This window comes from Microbacterium allomyrinae, from assembly GCF_020682705.1.
GTDB classification, from domain to species: domain Bacteria; phylum Actinomycetota; class Actinomycetes; order Actinomycetales; family Microbacteriaceae; genus Microbacterium; species Microbacterium allomyrinae.
Window position 1 is genome coordinate 535,244 of the sequence record NZ_JAGTTN010000002.1, and the last position, 16,689, is coordinate 551,932.

14 protein-coding genes are annotated in these 16,689 nt (G+C 69.1%); 6 read left to right on the top strand and 8 right to left on the bottom strand.

What is annotated here, in order from left to right:
• Window positions 1-9: 9 nt before the first annotated feature.
• On the bottom strand, window positions 10-2,154 hold the full coding sequence (locus KEC57_RS08915; RefSeq protein WP_229384203.1) for an acyltransferase family protein: 2,145 nt from the start codon (window positions 2,152-2,154) through the stop codon (window positions 10-12).
• A 169-nt stretch (window positions 2,155-2,323) separates the two neighbouring features.
• Between KEC57_RS08915 and KEC57_RS08920 the strand changes: the two genes are divergently transcribed.
• Complete coding sequence (locus KEC57_RS08920; RefSeq protein WP_229384204.1) at window positions 2,324-2,809, top strand: Dps family protein; 486 nt, start codon at window positions 2,324-2,326, stop codon at window positions 2,807-2,809.
• 62 nt (window positions 2,810-2,871) lie between these two features.
• Here KEC57_RS08920 and KEC57_RS08925 read toward each other — a convergent pair whose 3' ends face one another.
• From KEC57_RS08925 to KEC57_RS08955, 7 genes are all read right to left on the bottom strand, one after another.
• The gene (locus KEC57_RS08925; RefSeq protein WP_229384205.1) at window positions 2,872-3,552 is read right to left on the bottom strand and encodes a response regulator transcription factor; all 681 of its coding nucleotides are present in this window, start codon (window positions 3,550-3,552) and stop codon (window positions 2,872-2,874) included.
• A 20-nt stretch (window positions 3,553-3,572) separates the two neighbouring features.
• The gene (locus KEC57_RS08930) at window positions 3,573-5,039 is read right to left on the bottom strand and encodes a sensor histidine kinase (protein WP_229384206.1); all 1,467 of its coding nucleotides are present in this window, start codon (window positions 5,037-5,039) and stop codon (window positions 3,573-3,575) included.
• A gap of 106 nt (window positions 5,040-5,145) precedes the next feature.
• Window positions 5,146-6,651 (bottom strand): amidohydrolase, encoded by a 1,506-nt coding sequence (locus tag KEC57_RS08935; protein ID WP_229384207.1) that lies wholly within the window; start codon window positions 6,649-6,651, stop codon window positions 5,146-5,148.
• The gene (locus KEC57_RS08940) at window positions 6,648-7,289 is read right to left on the bottom strand and encodes an FMN-binding negative transcriptional regulator (protein WP_229384208.1); all 642 of its coding nucleotides are present in this window, start codon (window positions 7,287-7,289) and stop codon (window positions 6,648-6,650) included. The genes KEC57_RS08935 and KEC57_RS08940 overlap by 4 nt, the downstream gene beginning before the upstream one ends.
• A gap of 42 nt (window positions 7,290-7,331) precedes the next feature.
• Window positions 7,332-8,345: an Fpg/Nei family DNA glycosylase gene (locus tag KEC57_RS08945; protein WP_229384209.1), complete on the bottom strand. Its 1,014-nt coding sequence runs from the start codon at window positions 8,343-8,345 to the stop codon at window positions 7,332-7,334.
• 6 nt (window positions 8,346-8,351) lie between these two features.
• The gene (locus KEC57_RS08950) at window positions 8,352-8,897 is read right to left on the bottom strand and encodes a ribose-5-phosphate isomerase (RefSeq protein ID WP_229384210.1); all 546 of its coding nucleotides are present in this window, start codon (window positions 8,895-8,897) and stop codon (window positions 8,352-8,354) included.
• Between the two features lie 35 nt (window positions 8,898-8,932).
• Entirely contained in the window at window positions 8,933-10,129 is a 1,197-nt protein-coding gene (locus KEC57_RS08955; protein ID WP_229384211.1) for a ferrochelatase, read from the bottom strand.
• 141 nt (window positions 10,130-10,270) lie between these two features.
• Here KEC57_RS08955 and pepN point away from each other — a divergent pair, with 141 nt between their 5' ends.
• The 5 genes from pepN to KEC57_RS08980 all read left to right on the top strand — a co-directional run bounded on the left by pepN (window position 10,271) and on the right by KEC57_RS08980 (window position 16,603).
• Entirely contained in the window at window positions 10,271-12,817 is a 2,547-nt protein-coding gene (pepN, locus tag KEC57_RS08960) for an aminopeptidase N (RefSeq protein ID WP_229384212.1), read from the top strand.
• An 81-nt stretch (window positions 12,818-12,898) separates the two neighbouring features.
• Window positions 12,899-13,807, top strand: a complete 909-nt coding sequence (locus KEC57_RS08965) for an ATP-binding cassette domain-containing protein (protein WP_229384213.1) — start codon at window positions 12,899-12,901, stop codon at window positions 13,805-13,807.
• Complete coding sequence (locus KEC57_RS08970) at window positions 13,807-14,667, top strand: ABC transporter permease subunit (protein WP_229384214.1); 861 nt, start codon at window positions 13,807-13,809, stop codon at window positions 14,665-14,667. Before KEC57_RS08965 ends, KEC57_RS08970 begins: the two co-directional genes overlap by 1 nt.
• A gap of 9 nt (window positions 14,668-14,676) precedes the next feature.
• Entirely contained in the window at window positions 14,677-15,933 is a 1,257-nt protein-coding gene (locus KEC57_RS19090) for a sensor histidine kinase (RefSeq protein WP_229384215.1), read from the top strand.
• Window positions 15,926-16,603: a response regulator transcription factor gene (locus KEC57_RS08980; RefSeq protein WP_229384216.1), complete on the top strand. Its 678-nt coding sequence runs from the start codon at window positions 15,926-15,928 to the stop codon at window positions 16,601-16,603. The genes KEC57_RS19090 and KEC57_RS08980 overlap by 8 nt, the downstream gene beginning before the upstream one ends.
• Window positions 16,604-16,689: the final 86 nt, after the last annotated feature.

Genomic DNA, 16,689 nt, shown 5'->3' on the forward strand with positions numbered 1-16,689 from the left:
GCCTCGCGTCTACTCGCCGCGGGGTGTGAGGCGTGCGCTGATCGCCTCGGAGTACCAGGGGGCGAGAGTATCGGCGAACGTGACGGTCAGATGGTCCTGATCCCGGTAGACGTTCGCTCCACCCACGACGGGCTCGCAGGTCTCGGCCGTGCAGAACACATCGGTGAAGTCGAGCAGGGTGACCGATTCGAGACCGGATGCCGCCTCCCGCAGCGGATCGTCCGCCACCAGCACATCCGACCGCGGTGCGCCGCATTCCGCGATATCGCGGGTGCGCAGGCACTTGTTGGGGTCCGTCTCCCAGACCGGGTTGTCGACCACGGTGATCACAGGGATTCCGCGGTCGGTGACCTCGCTCCATGCGTCCCGGTAGCCGGCGACGGCCGCGTCGTAGGACGAGCCGAAGCCGGTCGACGAATAGGGCGTGGTGGCGATCGCCGCGGTGAAGACCGCGTCGAGGTCGGCGTCCGCGAGAGCCGACTGCACGCCCCCACGCCACTGGGTGCACGCATCTCCGAACGCACCCGGGGTCGACAGCGGCGTCGTGTTCCACGGGCATGCGCCCTTGAACCATGTCACGAGCTGCCAGCCGTTCTCATCGGCCATCCGCTGGAAGGTCGACAGCAGCTGATATGCGTGGCTGTCGCCGATCAGCGCGACGCGCGGGGCATCCGGGTCCTGCGAGCCGAAGGTGCACGACACCGGTCGCGCGTCAGTGAGCTGCACGAAGCACTGCTCGTCGCTCGGCCTGTCCACGCCGGCGAAGCCGGGGGCCGGCAGCACGGTGTCGCCGAAGTCGGTGTCCACGCAGGATGGGTCCAGAACGGATGCCGCACCGAAGCAGTCGGGTGGATTCGCCTGCAGCTCCTGAATGGCGCGCGTGCCTGCGGCGTAGGCCGGAGCGTTCACGAACCAGGCGGTGGACGCCACCACCGCGACAACGAGCATCGCCGCGAGCGACGACCACAGCGTCACGCGCGGCGGGCGCGTCGTCAGTACTCTCCATCCGCGCGCGGGGTCTTCGACGAAGCGTTTCGTCAGCCACGCGAGGACGAAGCAGAGCACCAGAAGCGCCACACGGTGGTAGATCGTGAGACCCCAGAAGGGCACCGACGGCGCGATCACGATCAGCGGCCAGTGCCAGAGGTAGAGGGAGTACGAGATGTCGCCGACGAACTGCGCGGGGCGGATGGCCAGGATCCGGGTCGGGTACCACCACCGGTCGGTGTTCGACGCGGCGATGACGGCCGCCGCTCCCAGTGTCGGAAGGGCCGCCATGTAGCCGGGGAACGGCGTCTGGCCGTCGAACGTGAACGTCACGTAGACGAGGAGCAGGATTCCCGCCCAGCCGACCACGAAGCTCGCGATCGCATTTCGAACCCGGAGCATCGGAACGAGCGCGATCATGGCGCCGACGCCGAACTGCCACATCCTCCCGAAGGTGACGAAGTACGCGGGTGCCGGATTCGTGATCGTGAAGACGACGCAGAACACGAACGAGGCGACGGTCACGACGCCGAGGGCGATGAGCACCGCACGCCGGCGAGCGCCGCGGAACCACTTCACGCCGATCCATGCCGCAAGCAGCATGATGAGCGGCCACATGACGTAGAACTGCTCTTCCAATGACAGCGACCAGTAGTGCTGAACCGTCGCCGGCTCACCGGCGTGGTTCAGATAGTCCGCGGAGTTGAGCGCGAGGTACCAGTTCTCGACGTAGAACGTCGACGCGAGAATCTCGCGCACCTCGTTCGGCAGCGCCGATGTGGGCATGAGATACGGCGACATCACCACGAGCGCGCAGAACAGCAGGACGAGCAGCGACGCCGGCAGCAGGCGTCGCGCGCGCCGTGCCCAGAACTGCCCGAGCCTGACGGTGCCGGTGGCGGTCAGTTCGCGCATCAGGTGCGCGGTGATGAGGAATCCGGAGATCACGAAGAAGACGTCGACGCCGATGTAGCCACCGGTGATCCGCCCAGGCCAGAAGTGATAGAGCACGACGCACAGCACGGCGATCGCACGCAGCCCCTGCACATGGGGGATGAAGCGCGACGGCTCTGAATGCTCGGGCGAGCGGTCGCGGGGTTCCCGCGTCACGATCTTGGCGGGTTCGCCCAGATGCTGCGGTCCGAGGTCGTGATCTGCGGAAGGCACGCATCGACGTTAGCCGCTGTCGCCGGTCTCGCTTGCACCGACAGGGCGAAACCCCTGTTTAGCCCAGCCTTCTCTTGCTTGCGGAATGTCGACGGCTGAGTAGCGTTGCAGTCACTGGAGGAAGACCGCCGAACTGAGCGGACCTCCGCACGATGGAGGCGAGAGAGACATGACGAAGACGAACACCACCCCCGCTACCGCTGCCGGCCCCGATGTCGCCGCGGCGACTGCTCAGTTCCTCACGCCCGTTGTCCTGGGGCTCCAGGCCCTGGCGGTCAACGGCAAGCAGGCGCACTGGAACGTGCGCGGTGCCAACTTCATCGCGATCCACGAACTGCTCGATTCGGTCGTCGCACACGCGCAGGCCGGTGCCGACCAGGCCGCGGAGCGCATCGTCGCCCTCGGCCTGCCCATCGACGCGCGCGTCGCGACCGTCGCCGAGAAGACGAAGGCGACGGGAGTGCCGGCAGGCTTCACGCAGTGGGATGTGCTGATCCGGAACGTGATCTCCGACATGGACGCGGTCATCACCGACGTCCAGTCCGCGATCGATGGCCTGGACGAGTTCGACCTCACCAGCCAGGACATCGCGATCGGCATCAAGGAATCGCTCGAGAAGGACCGCTGGTTCCTCTTCGCTCACCTCGCGGAGTGATCGACGCCGACTGACAGAAGGCCCCCGGCTGTGCCGGGGGCCTTCTTCGCTCCGGGGCCCGTTCAGGGGCGCTGCAGGAATGCCAGGACCGCAAGAACGCGGCGGTGCTCCGTGCCCGACTCTTCGAGTCCGAGCTTCGCGAAGATCGCACTGATGTTCTTCTCGACCGCGCCCACACCGATGAACAGACGCCCCGCGATGGACGCATTGCTGCGACCCTCCGCCATCAGGCCCAGCACATCCCGCTCGCGCGGCGTGAGCGCGGCGAGCGGATCGGGACGCGCGGCGATCAATCCCTGCACGACGAGCGGATCCAGCACCGTGCCGCGCTCGCGCACCCGGCGCACGGCATCCGTGAACTCGTCGAGCGAGGTCACCCGGTCCTTCAGGAGATACCCCACTCCCCCGTCGCCGCTGGCGAGGAGTTCCCGGGCATAGACCCCCTCGACGTACTGGCTGAGCACGAGGATCCCGACGTCGGGCAGGGCCGCCCGCAGCGCGACCGCTGCGCGGATGCCTTCATCCCGGAATCCCGGAGGCAGGCGCACGTCGAGGATCGCGACATCCGCCCTCGCGCCACGCACCCGCTCGACGATGTCTTCGGCATCGCCCCACGCGCCGGCGGTCTCGTACCCCGCCTCGTCGAAGAGGCGGATGAGGCCCTCCCGCAGGAGCACCGAGTCTTCGACGAGGACGACTCTGGTGGGCGCGGAGGGGGGCGCGGCCGGATGCTGCGGAGCCATGTCCTCAGGATAGGCGGCGTTCACGAGGCCACCGGTGCGAGTGGGATGTGTGCTCCGACAGAGGTGGGTCCGCCCAGCGGGCTCTGCACGACCATCACTCCGCGGAGCCCGGCGATGCGCTCGCGCAGCCCTTCGAGGCCGTGGCCGGGTGCCAGGACTGCCCCGCCGCGCCCATTGTCGACCACCCACACGTCGAGAGTCAGCGGACCGTCGGCGGCCGCCCGCAGCGACGCTTTGAGCGTCGCCCCCGCGGCTCCGGAGTGCTTCACCGCGTTCGTGAACAGCTCGGCGACGACGAAGTAGACGGTGCGTGCGATCTCGGGGCTGACGACGGCGTCGATCGCAGGGTCGATCTCGGTGCGCACCAGCAGGGGCGTCCCGCCAGCGACCGCCGCAAGCGCCGCGGCGAGTCCGCGGTCCTGCAGCAGCGGCGGAGCGACGCCGCTCGACAGCGCCCGCAGTTCGTCGAGTGCGGCCTTCGCGTGACCGCGCGCTTCGCGGGCGAGCTCGGCCGCGGCGTCGGTGTCTCCCGACTCGGCCCGTCGTTCGAGTGCCGCCAGATCCAGCTGCAACCGCACGAGGCGCTGCTGCGGTCCGTCGTGGATGTCGCGCTCGAGGCGGCGCAGCGCGACGTCCTCCGCGTGGACGGCGGCGCCGCGAGCGGCGGATTCGGCACGGACCTCGGCGGCGAGGTCGTCGGAGCGCCAGTGCCCGAGCATGCCCTGGGCGATGGCGTGATGCAGACGCGCGAGTGCGCCGAGCGCCCAGGGCATCGTGCTGGTGAACACGATGCCGGCCACGAGGTAGAGGATGACTTCGACGGACCAGCTGCTCCAGCCTCCGAACATCCACGGGATCGCGTCGGCCACGTAGTGGCCCCACTCGCCTCCGTCGCCGCGGGGAAGGAACGCCCCCCAGAACCAGTACGTCAGGCCGCCGAGGCCGACGCCCAGCCACACCGTGGTGAGGGTGAAGGTGAGGGTGCTGACGATCGGGCTCACGACCATGCCGTGCACCAGGTACACCCAGTAGTGGGCGCCTCTGATCGGGCGGGTGAGTGTCATCCAGAAGCCGGACGTGTCGGACTGGTCGCGGTTCCACATCGGCTCCGCGATCTCGGGCAGCGAAGTGAGGCGAAGCAGGAATCTGTCTGCCACGCCGAAGCCGCGCGCGACCAGGAGCGAAAGCACCACGATCGGGATGCCGATCACGATGATCAGCAGACCGACGCCGGTCCAGAACAACGTCGCCAGCACGCTCACCGCGATCATGGCCAGCACGAAGACGGCCAGCAGATACACCGCGCTTCCGGGCGTGCGGCGCCAGGCCTGCGCGTACGACGCCCAGAATCCGCCGGAGCCGGATGCGGGCGTGGCCGTGACCACGGTCGAGGTCGTGTCAGTGGTCATGGTGCTCATCGCCGTCTCCTCGGGCCGCGGCAGGTCGGGGTGCTCCCCCGTTTCGGCGACCAGGAACGGTTCCATCATGCCCTGCAGCGAATCTCATGCCTCCAGCCTCGCGGTGCGGGTCGCGCCGCGGCATCCGCTCCGCTCCCGAACCGGTACGGGGGCTGACCCCCGATGCGGGTGCGACTCAGACGACGTGGGTGAGGCGGCCGCCGAGCAGGGTGGCGCTGACGCTCATGTCGCGCATGCCCCGCTCGTCGGCCTCGAGCGGGTCGCGCTCGCAGACGGCGAGGTCGGCGACATCGCCGGGCTGGATGCGCGCAGCGGTCGCGGAGCCGCCTCGGGTCGAGGCGGCCAGCGCGGTCGCCGCGTCGACCCTCTGCGAGGCCTGCCACGGGCCCCGCCCGCCGCGGGTGCGGAAGACCGCAGCCGCCATCGCCGCCCATGGATCGAGGGGCGCGACCGGCGCATCCGAGCCGAACAGCAGGTTGGCGCCGCTGTCGGAGAGAGCTCGGAGCGGGTAGGGCTGGGCGGTCTGCCCCGCCCAGATCGAGTCGGTGAGATCGCGATCGTCGAGGGCATGCTCGGGCTGCACGCTCGCCCCGACCCCCAGTCGGGCGAATCGCGGGATGTCGGCGTGCGAGACGAGCTGCGCGTGCTCGATGGTGCCCCACGCTCCGGTGGCGGCGAAAGCATCGAGCGCCTGCGAGTTCGCGACATCGCCGATCGCGTGGATCGCCGATGCCAGGCCGGCGCCGGTCGCCCGCGTCATCAGATCGACGAGCGTGGCGATGTCGACGGTGATCAGCCCATGGTTCTGAGGATCGTCCGGGTAGGCGTGCGAGCACGCCGCCGTGCGGGTGCCCAGTGAACCGTCGGTGATCACCTTGAGCGGGCCGACGCGCACGAGATCGGATGCCGCGCCTCGAGCCAGATCGCCGGTCTGAAGGCCCTCGGAGACTGCCCTGTCGAGGAACTCCGGGTAGATTCCGAACGAGACGCGCAGGGTGTCGAAGCCCGAAGCGACCCGGCGGACCCACGCGTCCTCGTTCCAGGCCATGTCGAGGTCGAGGAGCCCCACGACGCCGCGAGCGGCAGCATCCTGCGCCATTCGCGCCACGAGCGGATCGACGAGATCCGCGGCCACCGCGTTGAGTCGCCGCGAAATCTCGAACGCCGGCTCCTCGCGGAGCATCCCGATGCCGTCGGGTTCGAAGCCCTCCCGGCGCAGCGCCGCCGAGTTGAGCCACACGCTGTGCACGTCGGCGTTGATCAGATACGTCGGCACCTCGCCCGTCGCGGCGTCGAGCACCGCGAGAGTCGGCACCTCGTGCCACAGCGCATCGCGGAACCCGGTGCCCACCCGCCGGCCGTCCGTCCGCACCGCCGCACGCGACATCAGCTCCGCAGCGTGCGCCGGCGTCGTGGCCTCACCGAGCGGCACCCGGTCGCCCGTGAGCGCCCACTGGACGACGTGGACATGGTGATCCCAGAGGCCCGGGATCAGCCAGCCGCCTCCGGCGTCGAGCACGCTTCCCCGACGCGCGAGCGCACCGGCCGGGGCGATGTCGACGACGAGGCCCTCGGCGAGATGCACGTCGACCGCATCCGCGCCGAACGGATCGGTGCGGTCCGAGCCGGTCAGGCGGGCGTTCACGATCACATCCGGCGCATCTCCGCGGGTCGGTGTCACCGGGCTGCCTTTCGCGTGTCGAGGTCGCGACGCATCTCGCCGGCCAGGCGAGGATCGGCGTAGGTTCCCCCGCCGGCGTGCAGCTCGCGGATGATCGTCTCCACCACCTCATCCGGCTTGTTCTGGCTGAGCTTGCGCTTGGCGACCACCCTCGTGGGCGTCAGCCGGAATCCGACCGTGCCCTTTTCGAGGCGGCGAACATAGTCGGGGTCGTTCGGCCGCTCCCACAGCAGGCGGGGCTGAGGCATCCCGTTCTCGAAACGAGCCACCAGCTGATCGAGCACCTCGAGGTTCTCATCGGGCGTCAAGAGCTCGGGCACGCCGGTCAGGTGCGCGGACACGAAATTCCAGGTCGGCACGCTCGCGGTGTCGCCGTACCAGTTCGGCGAGACGTAGCCGTGGGGCCCCTGGACCACGACGAGCAGTTCACGTTCGCCCAGACCGTGGACGTAGTCATCGGGCTTGCCGACATGGCCGACGATCGTGAGGTCGTCACGCGCGGCGTCCAGGAGCACGGCGTAGTGCGATGCGACGAGGCCGTCCGCGGTGGAGCTGACGAGCGTGACCCACGGATTGAGCTCGATCAGGCGACGCAATTCGATGACATCGGTCATCGCGAAGCTCGGGTTCTGGCGCATGTCGTCCAGCCTATTCTCGGAGGTGCGAAGCCCGCCCGCGCGTCATGCCTGGCACGACGGGCACCAGTAGAGCTTCCGCCCGGCGGCCTCCTCGACCACGATCGCCGTCCCGCACACCCGGCACGGAAGGCCCGCCCGGTGATAGACCCAGTGCCGGTCGTCGCGGTGGGCCATCGCCTTGCGGTAGGACTCGGGGTCGAGGTCGCTCATCGTCATCATCTGGCCGGTCTCGACGCCGATCGACAGCAGGCCGACCCAGTCCCGCCAGAGATCGCGCACGACCTCCTCCGGAACGTCGCGACCGGGCGTGTGCGGATTCTGCCGGGCGCGGAAGAGCAACTCGGCGCGGTAGACGTTACCGATCCCGCTCACGACGGTCTGATCCATCAGCAGCAGCCCGATCGGCGTGGGCTTGCGTCGGACGACAGCAGTGAAGCGCTCCTCGCCTTCGGCGACATCGTCCACGAGCGGATCAGGGCCGAGCTTCGCGATCGTGGCGGCCACCTCGTCGGGCGTCCGCAGCTCGCAGGCGGTCGGTCCGCGCAGATCCGCACAGGTCACGTCCGTGAGCAGCCGCAGGCGCACCTGCCCGACCACGGCCGGCGGCCACGCATCGCCCTCGTCGGCGAGCCCGGTGGTCTGCTCCGACATGCGTACGTGCACGCGCGTGCGCCGGGGCGCGCCGATCGAGGTGAGCGAGTTCTCACCCGCGTCGTCGAGGATCGCGGCGTGCGCCACCGTCGCATCCAGATCGGTACCCCGCTGGTTCGTCTGCCCCATGCGACCGTTCGCGGATGCGATGGTGGGGTCCACGAGTATCTCGCCCGCGAAGTCCCACGCGCCGTACATGCCGAGATGGATGCGCAGCCACAGATCGTCGTCGAATTCGAGGAACATCTGCTTGCCGACCGCGCGCACCTGCGTCGCGGTGCGGCCGCTGATCACCGACGCGCCCTCGGCGAAGCGGCCCTGCGGGCTGCATGCTCCCACGGCACGACCGACGAAGTTGCGGTCGAACTGCCGAGCGATCCGGTGGACCGAATGGCCCTCGGGCATCGGGCGTCAGCCCGCTTCGGGGTCGAACGAGCTGTCGTCCGCGGCCAGCACATCGGGCCGCCCGGCGATCGCGCGCGGGTCGGCCTCGAGCGTGCCTTCCTGCTCATACGCGGCCAGTTGTGCGATGCGTCGGGCGTGGCGCTCCTCGCCCGAGAACGGGGTCGCGATGAAGCGGTCGATGAACGTGACGGCTTCGTCGAACGTGTGCTGACGTGCGCCGATCGCGATCACGTTCGCGTCGTTGTGCTCACGCGCGAGCTCTGCGGTGGCGATGTTCCACACCAGGGCCGCACGAACCCCGACGACCTTGTTCGCTGCGATCTGCTCACCGTTGCCCGAGCCGCCGAAGACGACGCCGAGTGTCTCGACGCCGGACGCCTGGTCTCGCACGACCGCCTGGGCCGCACGGATGCAGAACGAGGGGTAGTCGTCGAGCGGCTCGTACTCGATGGGGCCGTGGTCGACGACCTCGTGACCGGCGGCCGCGAGATGGTGCTGGAGCTGCGTGGAGAACTCCAGACCGGCGTGATCGGTGGCGATGTGGATGCGCATGGCTCAATCCTAGAGAGGGCGAGCAGGTCGTCGGATCACGGCGCGATGCCGGCCGCGGCGGGCTGGAATCCCGCCCGGACGTTCTCGCAGCACGCCGGACGGCAGACGTCGAACCAGGGTCCGAGCGGGGTCGCGTGCGGGCGATCCGCCGCGGGCGTCCCCTGGAGGCGCTCCTCGACGAGGTCGACCAGCCCGGCCACGAAGACCGGATCGACCCCGGGGGTCGGCGTGCGCACGGCGCGCAGGCCCGCTTCTGCCGCGGCATCCATCGCCTCGGTGTCGAGGTCCCACAGCACCTCCATGTGATCGCTCATGAAGCCCAGCGGCACGATCGCCACCGCCTGGATCCCTGTCGCGGGGAGCCCCGCGATCACGTCGTTGACGTCGGGCTCCAGCCAGGGCTGGCTGGGCGGGCCCGAGCGCGACTGGTAGACGAGATCCCACCCGATGCCCTGCGCGCCGGGGACCTCGGCCGCGACGGCGGCCATGACGACGTCGGCGACGGCGAGATGCTGCGCCGCGTACGCGCCACCCTCGCCGAGGTCGCGATGAAGCTGGTCGCCCTCACGCGGACCGGAGCGCTGGGCGTCGGCTGTCGGGATGCTGTGGGTCGAGAAGAGGACCCTGATGGCGGATGCCGCGACGCCGTCGGCCAGGAAGCCGGCCACCGCGTCGCGCACTCCGTCGACGAAAGGCTGGACGAATCCCGGGTGGTCGAAGAACTGCCGCACCTTGTCGATCGTGACGGTGCCCGCGAGCGCCGTCTCATCGAGCACGCGTGCGAAGTCCTCGCGATACTGCCGGCAGCTCGAGAACGAGGAGTACGCGCTCGTGGCGAGAGCGAGGAGATTCGTGTCGCCCGCTGCCGTGGCCTGCTGGACCGCATCGCCGAGATACGGCGCCCAGTTGCGGTTGCCCCAGTAGACGGGCAGGTCGATGCCTCGGCGGGCGAGTTCCGCCTCGAGCGCCGCCTTGAGGACGCGGTTCTGCCCGTTGATCGGGCTGACTCCGCCGAAATGCCGATAGTGGTGGGCGACCTCTTCGAGCCGCTCGTCGGGGATCCCCCGCCCCCGCGTCACATTGCGCAGGAACGGGATCACATCGTCCTGCCCCTCCGGCCCGCCGAAGCCGGCGAGAAGGATCGCGTCATACGCGACCGGGGTCTCGACGAAGGGAGCGCCCGAGGCGGCGGCTCGAGAAGCGAACGGGACACTCTGCTCACCGGAAGACACCCCTCCATCCTGACACTGCGGGCCGCGCGCTTCATCCACAGCCCCCGCCGGGCGGTGCGCTGGCATAGGCTGTTCGGGTTGCCGTCGGCGCCAGCAGCGCCTTGCCCATGGCATCCCACCCTCACCCACGGGAGCATCGCAGTGCCTGGAGAGAACCTCACCCGCATCGAAGCGCAGGAGCGCCGCGCGATCGTCGACACCCAGTCGTACGAGATCGCCCTCGATCTCACGAAGGGCGCCGAGGTCTTCGGATCACGCACCGTCGTGCGCTTCACCGCCACCCCCGGCGCCGAGACCTTCATCGACCTGATCGCACGAGACGTGCGCGAGATCACGCTCAACGGTCGCTCGATCGACCCGGCTGTCGCGTTCGCCGACTCGCGCGTCGTGCTCGACTCCCTCGCGGCCGAGAACGAGCTCGTCATCGACGCCGACTGCCTGTACACCAACACCGGCGAGGGCCTGCACCGCTTCGTCGACCCTGTCGACGGGGAGGTGTACCTGTACTCGCAGTTCGAGGTGCCCGACTCGCGTCGCGTGTTCGCCGTCTTCGAGCAGCCCGACCTCAAGGCGACGTTCCAGTTCACCGTCACGGCTTCCGAGCCGTGGAAGGTCGTCTCGAACTCCCCCACCCCCGAGCCGAAGAAGCACGGCGACGGCAGTGCGACGTGGACCTTCGAAGCGACCCCGCGCATCTCCTCCTATATCACCGCACTCATCGCAGGACCCTACGAGGCCACCTTCTCGGAGCTGACGAGCGCATCCGGTCGCGTCATCCCCCTGGGCGTCTACGGCCGCAAGAGCCTGTGGCAGTTCCTCGACGCCGACTACATCTTCGACAAGACCCGCCAGGGCTTCTCCTACTTCGAGGGCAAGTTCGACTACGCGTACCCGTTCGCGAAGTACGACCAGCTGTTCGTGCCGGAGTTCAACGCCGGGGCGATGGAGAACGCCGGCGCGGTAACCTTCACCGAGGCGTACGTCTTCCGCTCGAAGGTGACGGATGCCGTCAAGGAGCGCCGCGTCGTCACGATCCTCCATGAGCTGGCGCACATGTGGTTCGGCGACCTCGTCACCATGAAGTGGTGGAACGGCCTCTGGCTGAACGAGTCGTTCGCGGAGTGGGCGTCGACCATCGCCACCGCCGAGGCGACGGAGTGGACCGAGGCGTGGACGACCTTCAACGCCATGGAGAAGACCTGGGCATACCGGCAGGATCAGCTCCCCTCGACGCACCCCGTCGTCGCGCAGATCAACGACCTCGAAGACGTCCAGGTCAACTTCGACGGCATCACGTACGCGAAGGGCGGCTCGGTGCTCAAGCAGCTGGCCGCATGGGTCGGCATCGACGAGTTCTTCGCCGGAGTCGCGGCGTACTTCAAGAAGCACGAGTGGTCCAACACCGAGCTGTCGGATCTGCTGACCGAGCTCGAGACGACCAGCGGCCGGGAATTGTCGACCTGGTCGAAGAAGTGGCTCGAAACGGCCGGCGTCAACACCCTCTCGCCGGAGATCGCCACCGACGCCGACGGCGTCATCACGCGCTTCGCGATCGTGCAGACCGCGCCGGCGGACTACCCGACGATCCGCCCCCACCGTCTCGGCGTCGGCTTCTACGACGTGAAGGGCAGCGCACTCGTGCGCGTTCACCACGTCGAGCTCGATGTCGACGGCGATCTCACCGAAGTACCTCAGCTCAAGGGCATCGCGCGCCCCGATCTCGTGCTGCTCAACGACGAGGACCTCGCCTACGCCAAGATCCGCCTCGACGAGCGCTCGCTCACGACGGCGATCGACCACCTCGGCGACATCAGCGACCCGCTCGCGCGTTCGCTGGTGTGGGGCGCCGCATGGGATCAGACACGCGATGCCGAGGCATCCGCCTCCGACTACGTCGACCTGGTTCTTCGCAACATCGGCGCCGAGACCGAGTCGACGACCGTCCGCACGACCCTCGGTCAGCTGCAGCTCGCCGCGAACGCCTACGTCGCGCCCGAGAAGCGATCGGCGACCCGTGAGCGCGTCGCCGGCGCACTGTGGGAGCTCGCTCAGGCCGCCGAAGCGGGCAGCGACAGCCAGCTGCAGTTCGTGACGGCGTTCGCAACCGCGGCGGCGACTCCGGCGCAGTGGGAGCAGGTGCGTGCGGTTCGCGATCGTGAAGTGAGCTTCGACGGGCTCGAGATCGACACCGATCTGTCGTGGCAGCTGCTCGTGTCCCTGGCAGCCGGCGGTCTTGTCTCCTCCGCCGACATCGACGGGGCACTGGCCGCCGACAACACCGCCAAGGGTGGAGAGTTCGCCGCGCAGGCGAAGGCGTCCCTGCCGGACGCAGACGCGAAGGCCGCCGCGTGGTCGTCGCTGATCGACAGCGACGACCTGCCGAACACGATCGTGCGCACGACCGCACTCGGTTTCGTGCACCCCGCCGGGGTCGACCTCCTCGGCGCATTCGTCGAGTCGTACTTCTCGATGCTGCTTCCGATCTGGGAGGCCCGCTCCTATCAGATCGCGCAGTACCTGATCGTCGGCCTCTACCCGGCGCCGCTCGCCAACCTCGCGCTGCGTGACGCCACGCGGGCCTGGCTCGAGGGCAACCGTGAGGCAGCGCCGGCGCTGCGCCGTCTTGTCGCGGAGAACCTCGCGGGTGTCGAGCGCGCCCTCGCGGTGCAGGAGCGCGACGCGCAGTAGTACCGCGGTACCACCCGCAGCAGACGAAGACCCCCCTCTCGGCCGATGCGCCGGAGGGGGGTCTCGCCGTAGCGTCGAAGCATGATCGTCGCAGAGAACCTCAGCAAGAGCTTCGGCGCCAAACACGCCGTCGCCGATGTCAGCTTCACCGTCAGTCCCGGAAAGGTCACCGGATTCCTCGGGCCCAACGGTGCGGGAAAGTCCACCACGATGCGCATGATCGTGGGGCTCGATCGCCCGACCGGGGGAAGGGTCACGGTCGGCGGCCGTGATTACACGGGTCTTCGCTCTCCCCTCACCGAGGTCGGAGTGCTCCTCGACGCCAAGGCGGTGCACACCGGACGGAGTGCGCAGAACCACCTCCGGGCGATGGCGGCGACCCACGGCATCCCGCGTTCCCGCGTCGACGAGGTGATCGACATCACAGGTCTGAGCTCGGTCGCACGCAAGCGCGCGGGCGGCTTCTCACTGGGCATGGGGCAACGCCTGGGCATCGCGGCGGCGCTGCTCGGAGATCCGCACACGCTGATCCTCGACGAGCCGGTGAACGGCCTCGACCCGGAAGGCGTGATGTGGGTCCGCCGGTTCGTCCGTCACGCCGCTTCGGAGGGAAGGACCGTGTTGCTGTCGAGCCATCTGATGAGCGAGATGGCGCTCACCGCCGACCACATCATCGTGCTCGGTCGCGGTCGAGTGCTGGCGGATGCCCCCGTCGACGACCTCGTTCGCCAATGGACGCGTGCGACCGTCCGGGTCCGGAGCCCCCGCACTCAGGAGCTCGCCGACCTCTTCGCCCGCGACGGCGTGAGCGTCACTCATCTCGCCGCCGACGTGATCGACATCGAGGGAGCCCTCGCCTCGGAGATCGGCGATGCCGCCGCGGCGCGCAGCATCGCGCTGCACGAACTCACCCCCACCTCGGGAACCCTCGAAGACGCGTACCTGCGCCTCACCGGCGACGACGTCGAGTACAAGACGAAGGACATCTGATGACCACCGCCACCGTTGCCGCCCCACCGGCCTCCGCCGGCGCCACGCGTGCCTCCTCTCCGTACCGGCTCTCCTTCGCTCACCTCGTGCACGCGGAGTGGATCAAGCTGACGAGCCTGCGCTCGACCTGGTGGTCGATCGGTCTGGTCGCCGTCGTCTCCATCGGCCTCAGCCTGCTGATGGCAGCCTCCTTCGCGAGCTTCGGCGGTGACATGCCTGCGATGAGCGCCGAGGAGGCGAACCGGCAGGCCGTGCAGGTCGTCGTCTTCAGCACGGTGCTCACACAGCTGCTCGCGATGATCCTCGGCGCGATCACCGTCACCGGCGAATACTCGACCGGCATGATCCGGTCGACGCTCACCGCCGCGCCCGGGCGCATCGCCGCCCTGTTCGCGAAAGCGCTCGTGCTGGCCGTGACCATGTTCGTGACCGGCATCGTCGTCTTCGCGGTGGCCGCGCTCGTCTCGGGTCCGTTGATGCCGACCGGGGCACTCGATCTCAGCCTGCCCGACAGCTCGATCATGCCGCTGCTCGGCGCCGCGCTGTACCTCGCATTGATCGCGGTGATGGGCGTGGGCATCGGCTTCATCATCCGCAACGGCCCGGGGGCGCTGGCCGCGGGCATCGGGCTGGTGTTCGTAGCGCCGATCCTCGTGCTCTTCTTCCCGCAGTTCGAGACGTTCCAGTGGATTCACGACGCGGCGAGCTACCTGCCGTCCAACGCCGGGCAGTCGCTCTTCATGGGCGCGCCGATGACCGGGACCGCACTCGAGACCCTTCCCGCGATACTGACGCTGGTCGCATGGACGGTCGTCGCGGTGGCAGGCGGGATCGCGGTGCTGAAAACCCGCGACGCGTAGAGTCGATCGGTGCCTGCACGACCTGAGCTCGTCCTCGCTGGGAGCAATTCGCCCAGCGAGGACGAGCTCGCGCTGCCGCGCCCGCCGGGAGTGATCCGACGGTTCTGGGCGCGGCATCCGCTCCTCACCGACATCCTGATCGCCGTCCTTGCGCTCCTGCTGACGCTGCCGTCGGTCACCCTGCGTTCCGCCACCGACGCCCCCATCGCGCTCTGGTCGCTGATTCTGACCGGCATCCTCTCGGTTCTGGGCTGCGTCGCGCTGGTCTGGCGGCGCCGCTGGCCTCTCGCGGTCTTCGTCATCGCGTTCCTGTCGAGCATCGTGGTCACCCCGGACGTCAACGGCACCGTCAGCGGCCCGGCAGCGCTCATCGCGCTCTATTCGGTCGCGGTGTACCGCGGCAGCCGCGCCTGCTGGACGGCTCTCGGCCTCGGCACTGCGGCGCTCGCGCTCAGCTGCGGTGCGCTGATCTGGATCGATCCGTCCTCGGCGATCGCTCAGATCAACGTCACCGTCGCCACGATCGTCGTGCTGCTCATCGCAGCGCTCGCCGGCGTGAACGTCGGCAATCGCCGCCGCTACCTGCTCGCGCTCATCGATCGGTCCAGGCAGCTCCTCATCGAGCGCGATCAGCAGGCGCGGCTCGCCGCCGCCGAGGAACGCACCCGCATCGCACGCGAGATGCACGACATCGTGTCGCATTCGCTGACCGTGGTGGTCGCCCTCGCAGAAGGCGCGACCGCGACCCGCGATCCGGTGCGCTCGGCCGAGGCGACGCGGGCGATCGCCGATACCGCGCGCGGTGCGCTCGCCGAGATGCGCGACATGCTCGGTGTGCTGCGCGAGGAAAGCCCGCTCGTGCCGCTCGGACCGACCGGCGCCGCGTCGGTGCACGACATCATCGAGGCTGCACGTGCGGCCGGCGCCCCCGTGACCCTGAGCACGTCGGGAACTCCGGATGCCCCGGCAGCGGTGCGTCTCGCGGTCCTGCGGGTCGTGAGAGAGGGGCTCACGAACGCGATCCGGTACGCGCGGGACCCCTCCTACATCCGGGTGATCCTCGATTATCGGGCCGGCACAGTGGAGGTCACCGTCGAGAACGACGGCGCTCCCGCCGACGCGCCGTCGGAGGGAGCGGGCCTCGGACTGCAGGGCCTTCAGGAGCGCGCCGACCACGTCGGGGGCACCATGGAAGCCGGCATGATCCGCGCCGGCGTCTGGCGACTGTGGGCTTCGCTGCCGACAGAAGGGACTCCCGGTGACTGAGGGCATCCGCGTGCTGATCGTCGACGACCAGCCGCTCATCCGCATGGGGTTCCGCATGATCCTCGACGCCGAGGGCGATATCGAGGTCGTCGGCGAGGCTGCGGACGGGCACGCGGCCATCGCGCAGGCGCTCGCCCTCGATCCGGATGTCGTCCTCATGGACGTGCGGATGCCAGGACTCGACGGCATCGGTGCGACCCGCGCCATCCTCGAAGCTCAGCCGCGCATTCGCGTGCTCGTGCTCACGACGTTCGATCTCGACGAATACGCGTTCGGCGCCCTGCGCGCCGGTGCCAGCGGTTTCCTGCTGAAAGACGCGCATCCGCACGAACTCGCCGGTGCGATCCGTGCCGCGCACAGCGGAGATGCGGTGCTGGCACCCCGCGTCACGCGGCGGATGCTGGAGATGTTCGGTGACCGGCTGCCGATCGACACCACGAGCAGCGGCCGAACGAGCGACCTCACCGATCGAGAGCACGAAGTCTTCGTCGCGATTGCGCGCGGCCTCACGAACGCCGAGATCGGGGCGGAGCTGTTCGTCAGCGAATCGACGGTCAAGACCCACGTCGGCCGTGTGCTGGGCAAGCTCGGCGCCCGTGATCGGGTCCACGCGGTGATCATCGCTTACCGCATGGGTCTCATGCGCGGCGATACGCCGGAAGCGCTCTGACGAGGCAGAGCCCGCGGGCGGCCGCCGATGCCTCCCAGGCCGGATCGCTCGGCCAACGCTCGGGCGGCGCTCGTTAGGATCGACTC